Source organism: Streptomyces sp. NBRC 110035, assembly GCF_000829695.1.
In the GTDB taxonomy this organism is placed as follows: Bacteria; Actinomycetota; Actinomycetes; order Streptomycetales; family Streptomycetaceae; genus Streptomyces.
Genome location: NZ_BBNN01000018.1, coordinates 450,772 through 456,848, shown reverse-complemented (window position 1 = coordinate 456,848; position 6,077 = coordinate 450,772). Strand labels below are relative to the sequence as shown.

6 protein-coding genes, 1 rRNA gene and 1 pseudogene are annotated in these 6,077 nt (G+C 67.0%); 3 read left to right on the top strand and 5 right to left on the bottom strand.

What is annotated here, in order from left to right:
• The 3 genes and pseudogenes from TU30_RS08450 to TU30_RS37005 form a co-directional block, all read right to left on the bottom strand.
• Window positions 1-377, bottom strand: a 16S ribosomal RNA gene (locus TU30_RS08450); the annotation flags it as partial.
• A gap of 779 nt (window positions 378-1,156) precedes the next feature.
• On the bottom strand, window positions 1,157-1,768 hold the full coding sequence (locus tag TU30_RS08445; protein WP_042166541.1) for a DNA-3-methyladenine glycosylase: 612 nt from the start codon (window positions 1,766-1,768) through the stop codon (window positions 1,157-1,159).
• Window positions 1,769-1,782: 14 nt separating this feature from the next.
• Window positions 1,783-2,039 (bottom strand): annotated as a pseudogene (locus tag TU30_RS37005) (DNA-3-methyladenine glycosylase); the annotation flags it as partial.
• A gap of 156 nt (window positions 2,040-2,195) precedes the next feature.
• On the opposite strand from TU30_RS37005, the gene TU30_RS08440 reads away from it, so the two are divergent.
• The 3 genes from TU30_RS08440 (at window position 2,196) to TU30_RS08430 (ending at window position 4,267) form a co-directional block, all read left to right on the top strand.
• Window positions 2,196-2,978, top strand: coding sequence for a sporulation protein (locus TU30_RS08440; protein WP_042166540.1), 783 nt, complete (start codon window positions 2,196-2,198; stop codon window positions 2,976-2,978).
• Between the two features lie 44 nt (window positions 2,979-3,022).
• On the top strand, window positions 3,023-3,562 hold the full coding sequence (locus TU30_RS08435; protein WP_042166537.1) for a YbhB/YbcL family Raf kinase inhibitor-like protein: 540 nt from the start codon (window positions 3,023-3,025) through the stop codon (window positions 3,560-3,562).
• A 198-nt stretch (window positions 3,563-3,760) separates the two neighbouring features.
• Window positions 3,761-4,267 carry an HNH endonuclease gene (locus TU30_RS08430; protein WP_042166535.1) on the top strand — a complete coding sequence of 169 codons (507 nt, stop codon included), beginning with the start codon at window positions 3,761-3,763 and terminating at the stop codon, window positions 4,265-4,267.
• A 118-nt stretch (window positions 4,268-4,385) separates the two neighbouring features.
• Here TU30_RS08430 and TU30_RS08425 read toward each other — a convergent pair whose 3' ends face one another.
• A complete protein-coding gene (locus TU30_RS08425; protein ID WP_042166534.1) occupies window positions 4,386-5,339 on the bottom strand; it encodes an SPFH domain-containing protein in 954 nt (317 codons plus the stop codon).
• A gap of 169 nt (window positions 5,340-5,508) precedes the next feature.
• Entirely contained in the window at window positions 5,509-5,940 is a 432-nt protein-coding gene (locus tag TU30_RS08420) for an NfeD family protein (protein ID WP_042166532.1), read from the bottom strand.
• Window positions 5,941-6,077: the final 137 nt, after the last annotated feature.

The window sequence follows — 6,077 nt, the reverse complement described above, 5'->3', positions numbered from 1 at the left end:
GCTTTCGCCCATTGTGCAATATTCCCCACTGCTGCCTCCCGTAGGAGTCTGGGCCGTGTCTCAGTCCCAGTGTGGCCGGTCGCCCTCTCAGGCCGGCTACCCGTCGTCGCCTTGGTGAGCCGTTACCTCACCAACAAGCTGATAGGCCGCGGGCTCATCCCTCACCGCCGGAGCTTTTAACCCCCACCCATGCGAGTGGAAGTGTTATCCGGTATTAGACCCCGTTTCCAGGGCTTGTCCCGGAGTGAAGGGCAGATTGCCCACGTGTTACTCACCCGTTCGCCACTAATCCCCACCGAAGTGGTTCATCGTTCGACTTGCATGTGTTAAGCACGCCGCCAGCGTTCGTCCTGAGCCAGGATCAAACTCTCCGTGAATGTTTTCCCGTGATCGGGAGAGCACACACGAGAGCGGAACGGTCGGGCGGAATGGGCCCGGCCGTTCACAGCGTCCTCGCTGTGTTTGTTTCAAAGGAACCTCGTCCCGGCCGAACGGCCGGAGACGGGGTATCAACATATCTGGCGTTGATTTTTGGCACGCTGTTGAGTTCTCAAGGAACGGACGCTTCCTTCGTACTCACCCTCTCGGGCTTTCCTTCGGGCGCTTCCCTTCGATCTTGCGTTTCCGACCCTATCAGACTCTTTCGTGTCTGCTTCCCGGTCGGCGGGAATGCCATCGGGCTTTGGGCTTTCGCCCGTCGACCTTTCGACATTCACTACGTTAGCCGATTCCCTCGCTCGATTCATAATCGGGCTTCACCGGTTTGGAATTCGGACATGCGAACATGACGAACCCGACCCCGTTGAGGGTGATCTTGAGTAGTGGGTTGACCGCTTCCGGCTGCAGGCGAACGCCGTACCCGGTTCAGCGGCTCGGGCTACATTACGCACCTTCCAGGCCCGAGTCAACTTCTCCACTTCACCGACGCTTCGGTACGTGGGCCCGGTACGGGCTCACCGTCGGGTCGCCGGCGGTCCAGAAGCGCCAGGGGTGCCCGGCTCCGTCGCCGGAGACGCCGGTGCACGGGACGTTGCGTACCTGGTCGGAGGGTACCGGAGCGCCGGTGGGATCCGCAGCGGAGTGTCGTCCGAGGCGCAGGCGTCCGTGCCGTCCGGGGCCGTTGCCAGGGGGGCCGGCGCGGAAGGCGCACGGCGGCTCAGGCTCCGGCGGACGGCTTGGCTCTCGGGCTCAGCCGGTACGCCGAGACCGTTGGATCACCGGCGAGGTAGAAGCGGTGCTGCCAGTCGTGGGCTCTGCTCACGCCTACCCGAGGACCGACCCGGATGAGTGCGGCGGGTACCGGCTCACCCTCGGACAGCGCGACCGGGGCGCTTGTCAGCAGATCTGTGCCGTTGTGCTCTGCCGTGATGCCGAGCGCTTGGCAGAGGTTCCCCGGGCCCCGCGCAAGGCGTGGGCTCTCGGCCTTCGCCCCTCGCCGCTTGCGTGCCAGGTCTTCCCCTTCGACGATCCTGCCTGCGCGGACAAGGACGGCCGAAGCGATGCCCTCTGTTCCGGTGACGATGTTGGCGCACCAGTGGAGACCGTGAGAGCGGTAGACGTACAGGTGTCCTGCCGGTCCGAACATGACGGCGTTGCGGGGTGTCCTGCCTCGGTAGGCGTGGGAGGCGGGGTCGGCCGCACCGGAGTACGCCTCGGTCTCCGTGATGGTGATGCGCACGGTTCCCTCGGGGGTCTCGTGGGCGAGGACGGCACCGAGCAGCTCGGGGGCGACTTCTTCAGCGGGGTGAGCGAGATCCGTGACGTTCATGCTGACCGCCTTGACATGCCATAGGTGAAACAGACGTGCACATGGCCGGGTGGACCGGACATCACGCCGTTGCGGGTGGTGCGGCCCCGACAGGCGTGGGAGCCCGGATCGTCGGGGCCGTCGTGGGCCTCCACCTCCGTCCGTCGGAGGGTGATCGGACCGTCCGGGGTGGTACGCACGACGAGCCGGCCGAAAAGGCCGGGGCGACCTCGAGGACAGGGCGGCCGAAGAACTGTCGGTGCAGGGGCGTACGGTCGGGGGTCGCGATCATGGCGTCCGAGAGTACTCCGGGCTGCTGCTGCCACGGGGTGGCCACAGGGCGCCGCAATTGCAAGGGTGACGGAACCGGCCAGGGCCGGATCGCGTTGTTAGGGATCGAAGGTCCACATGTGGCAACGACGCGATAGAGAACGACAAGGGGAGAGACATGGCGTTCAAGAAGCTGCTCGCGAGCCTGGGAGCCGGCGGGGCTTCGGTCGAGACGGTGCTGCACGAGGTCAACGTCGTTCCGGGTGGGGTCGTCCAGGGTGAGGTGCGGATCCAGGGCGGGTCCGTGAACCAGCAGATCGAGGGTCTGTCGGTCGGGCTGCAGGCCAAGGTCGAGGTCGAGAGCGGCGACGAGGAGTACAAGCAGAACATCGAGTTCACCAAGTCGTCGCTCGGTGGGGCCTTCGAGCTCGAGGCGGGCGCGGTGCACGCGGTGCCGTTCGGGCTGGAGATCCCCTGGGAGACGCCGATCACGATGATCGACGGGCAGTCGCTGCGCGGGATGAACATCGGTGTGACCACGGAGCTGGCGATCGCTCGGGCCGTGGACTCCGGTGACCTGGACCCGATCAACGTCCACCCGCTGCCGGCGCAGAAGGCGATCCTGGACGCGTTCATCCAGCTGGGCTTCCGGTTCAAGAGCGCGGACATGGAACGCGGCCAGGTCCGGGGGACGCGTCAGAGGCTGCCGTTCTACCAGGAGATCGAGTTCTTCCCGCCGCAGCAGTACCGCGGGCTGCACCAGGTCGAGCTGACCTTCGTGGCCGACGAGCAGGCGATGGACGTCGTGCTGGAGATGGACAAGAAGCCCGGTCTGTTCAGTGAGGGCAGCGACACCTTCCGCTCCTTCGTGGTGGGGCTGAACGACTACCAGGGCACCGACTGGACCGCCTACCTCAACCAGTGGCTCTCCGAGGTCGGCAGCAAGCGCAACTGGTTCTAGGCTCGGTTCCCACTGAACGCAGGCGATCAGCAGGAGGTACCGAGGTGACCGAGCTCGAGCGGCGTCCGCTTCCCCATGACTTCCACCCGCCCGTACCGTCGTTCACGGTGACGAGCAGGGAGGTCGAGGAGGGCGCGACGCTCCAGGACGCCCAGGTGCATGCGGGCGGCAACACCTCGCCGCAGTTGCACTGGGCGGGCTTCCCACCGGAGACCAAGAGTTTCGCGGTGACCTGCTACGACCCGGACGCCCCGACGGGGAGCGGGTTCTGGCACTGGGTGGTGTTCGACATCCCGGTCTCGGTGACCGAACTGCCGACCGGTGCGGGCAGCGGTGGGTTCGAGGGGCTGCCCGAGGGCGCGATTCAGGCGCGCAACGACTACGGCACCAAGGACTTCGGCGGTGCGGCACCGCCGCCCGGGGACGGACCGCACCGGTATGTGTTCACGGTGTACGCGGTGGATCAGGAGAAGCTCGGTCCGGACTCGGACGCGTCTCCCGCTGTCGTGGGCTTCAACCTGCGGTTCCACACGATCGCGCGGGCCCGGCTGATCGGTGAGTACGAGGTGCCCGCAGGCTCCTGACCCGATCCCGGCGTTCACAGAACGTTTGCCCGCCCCTGGTCTTGGAATTGATCAGGGGCGGGCATTTTTGTTGCCGGGGGCGGGGGGACTCCTCCCGTTTGAAGCAGCAGATATTGCGTTGTCCATCTCGGCGTGCCCGGCCAGAGTTGGTCCCAGTCCGCCGAAGGGCGGGCCGGTGCGCACGGGAGGTGGGCTGGTATGCGGGACACGCTGGTGCTGAACGCGAGCTTCGAGCCGTTGTCGACGGTGACGCTGAACCGAGCCGTCGTTCTGGTGCTTCAGGACAAGGCGGTCGTCGAGCAGGCCCACCCCGAACTGCGGATGCGTGGAGCCGCGGTCGACCTACCGGCGCCACGGGTGATCAGGCTCTGCCAATACGTCAGGGTGCCGTTCCGAAGACGGGCGCCGTGGTCGAGGCGGGGTGTCCTGGTGCGCGACCGGAACCGGTGCGCGTACTGCGGGGGGCGGGCCACCACCGTGGACCACGTGGTGCCGCGGTCGCACGGTGGTCAGGACACCTGGCTGAACACGGTGGCCTCGTGCGCGCAGGACAACCACCGCAAGGCGAACCGGACTCCGGAGCAGGCGGGGATGCCGCTGCTGCGGCAGCCCTTCGAACCGACGCCGGCGGACGCGATGCTGCTGGCGCTGGGGCGGGAGGACTTCGACGCGCTGCCGGAGTGGCTGGCCCAGCCCGCTGCCTGAGCCGGCCACCCGGGCCCGCGCGGCCGGGAACCTGCTTCTCGTACGTGTACGGCGGGGCCCGCTTCCCGGGGGAAGCGGGCCCCGCCGTTTCGCCGTTCACATCCTGCCGGTCGCCCGGTCAGTCGATGGAGGGCTTCTCCCGGCGCTCCGTGGCGGCGCCCGAGGTGCCGTTGCCACCGCTCTGACCGCCGCCGCCGAGGCCACCGAAGTTGCCCATGGCGCCGGACAGGCCCTTGAGTGCGTCCCCGATCTCGCTGGGGACGATCCACAGTTTGTTGGCGTCGCCCTCGGCGATCTTCGGGAGCATCTGGAGGTACTGGTAGGAGAGCAGCTTCTGGTCGGGGTCGCCCGCGTGGATCGCCTCGAAGACCGTACGGACGGCCTGGGCCTCGCCCTCGGCCCTGAGTGCCGCTGCCTTGGCCTCACCCTCGGCACGCAGGATCTGGGACTGCTTCTCGCCCTCGGCACGCAGGATCTCGGACTGCCGGACACCTTCGGCCTGGAGGATCGCGGCGCGCTTGTCGCGGTCCGCGCGCATCTGCTTCTCCATCGAGTCCTGGATGGAGGTGGGCGGCTCGATCGCCTTGAGTTCGACGCGGTTGACGCGGATGCCCCACTTGCCGGTGGCTTCGTCGAGGACGCCGCGCAGGGCCGCGTTGATCTCCTCGCGGGAGGTCAGGGTGCGCTCGAGGTCCATGCCACCGATGATGTTGCGCAGGGTGGTGACGGTGAGCTGCTCGATCGCCTGGATGTAGCTGGCGACCTCGTAGGTCGCCGCCCGCGCGTCGGTCACCTGGTAGTAGATGACGGTGTCGATGTTGACGACCAGGTTGTCCTGGGTGATCACCGGCTGGGGCGGGAACGGGACGACCTGTTCACGCAGGTCGATGCGGTTGCGGATGGTGTCGATGAACGGGACGACGATATTGAGGCCCGCGTTGAGTGTGCGTGTGTAGCGGCCGAAGCGCTCGACGATGGCGGCGCTTGCCTGTGGAATGACTTGGATCGTCTTGATCAGGGCGATGAAGACCAACACCACCAGGATGATCAGAACGATGATGACCGGTTCCATCGTCGGTTCCCCGTACCCTTCTTCGCCTCGGCGCCTTCGGAGGATCTTACGGCTGTTGAGGATCTTGCTGGTCGAGTCTGCCAGAACGTAGTACAACTCGCTGGTGGTTGGGTCCAGTTGTGGTCCTGTGGGAACACGTCGTGCGAGGTCGTTCGCGCAGGTCGCGCGGTCACATGACGATCGCCGTGGCTCCCTCGATCTCCACGACGTCCACTTCCTGGCCGACTTCATAGGCGTGGCCGGAGTCGAGGGCGCGTGCCGACCACACCTCGCCGGCCAGTTTGATCCGGCCGCCGGAGCCGTCGACCCGTTCCAGCACGACGGCCTGTCTGCCCTTCAGGGCGTCCACGCCGGTGGCGTGTCGGGGGCGGTCCGCGCGTTGTCGCTTCGCGATGGGCCGTACGACGGCGATGAGAGCGGTCGAGACGACGGTGAAGACCACTACCTGGGCCACGGCGCCGCCATCGAAGGCTCCGGAGACCACCGCGGCGGCGATGGCGCCCACCGCGAGCATGCCGAGTTCGGGCATCGTGGTGATCACCAGCGCGATGCCGAGTACTGCCGCGCCGATCAGCCACCAGAGCCATGCGTCGATGTCCACATGGTCATGGTAGGACCGCGCACCCGGTCACCGACAGAGCGCCCGGGGTGTGAACGGGCTTTCTCGGCCCGGTTCTTGAGGCGGACGCATCCCGGCGCGTCCCGGGACCTGCTCCCTGGTTCTCCGCCGTTCTTCCC

Bases quoted from the DNA above. Each gene is read 5' to 3' on its own strand.
- TU30_RS08445 (WP_042166541.1), bottom strand. From the start codon at position 1,768: ATGAACGTCACGGATCTCGCTCACCCCGCTGAAGAAGTCGCCCCCGAG.
- TU30_RS08440 (WP_042166540.1), top strand. From the start codon at position 2,196: ATGGCGTTCAAGAAGCTGCTCGCGAGCCTGGGAGCCGGCGGGGCTTCG.
- TU30_RS08430 (WP_042166535.1), top strand. From the start codon at position 3,761: ATGCGGGACACGCTGGTGCTGAACGCGAGCTTCGAGCCGTTGTCGACG.
- TU30_RS08425 (WP_042166534.1), bottom strand. From the start codon at position 5,339: ATGGAACCGGTCATCATCGTTCTGATCATCCTGGTGGTGTTGGTCTTC.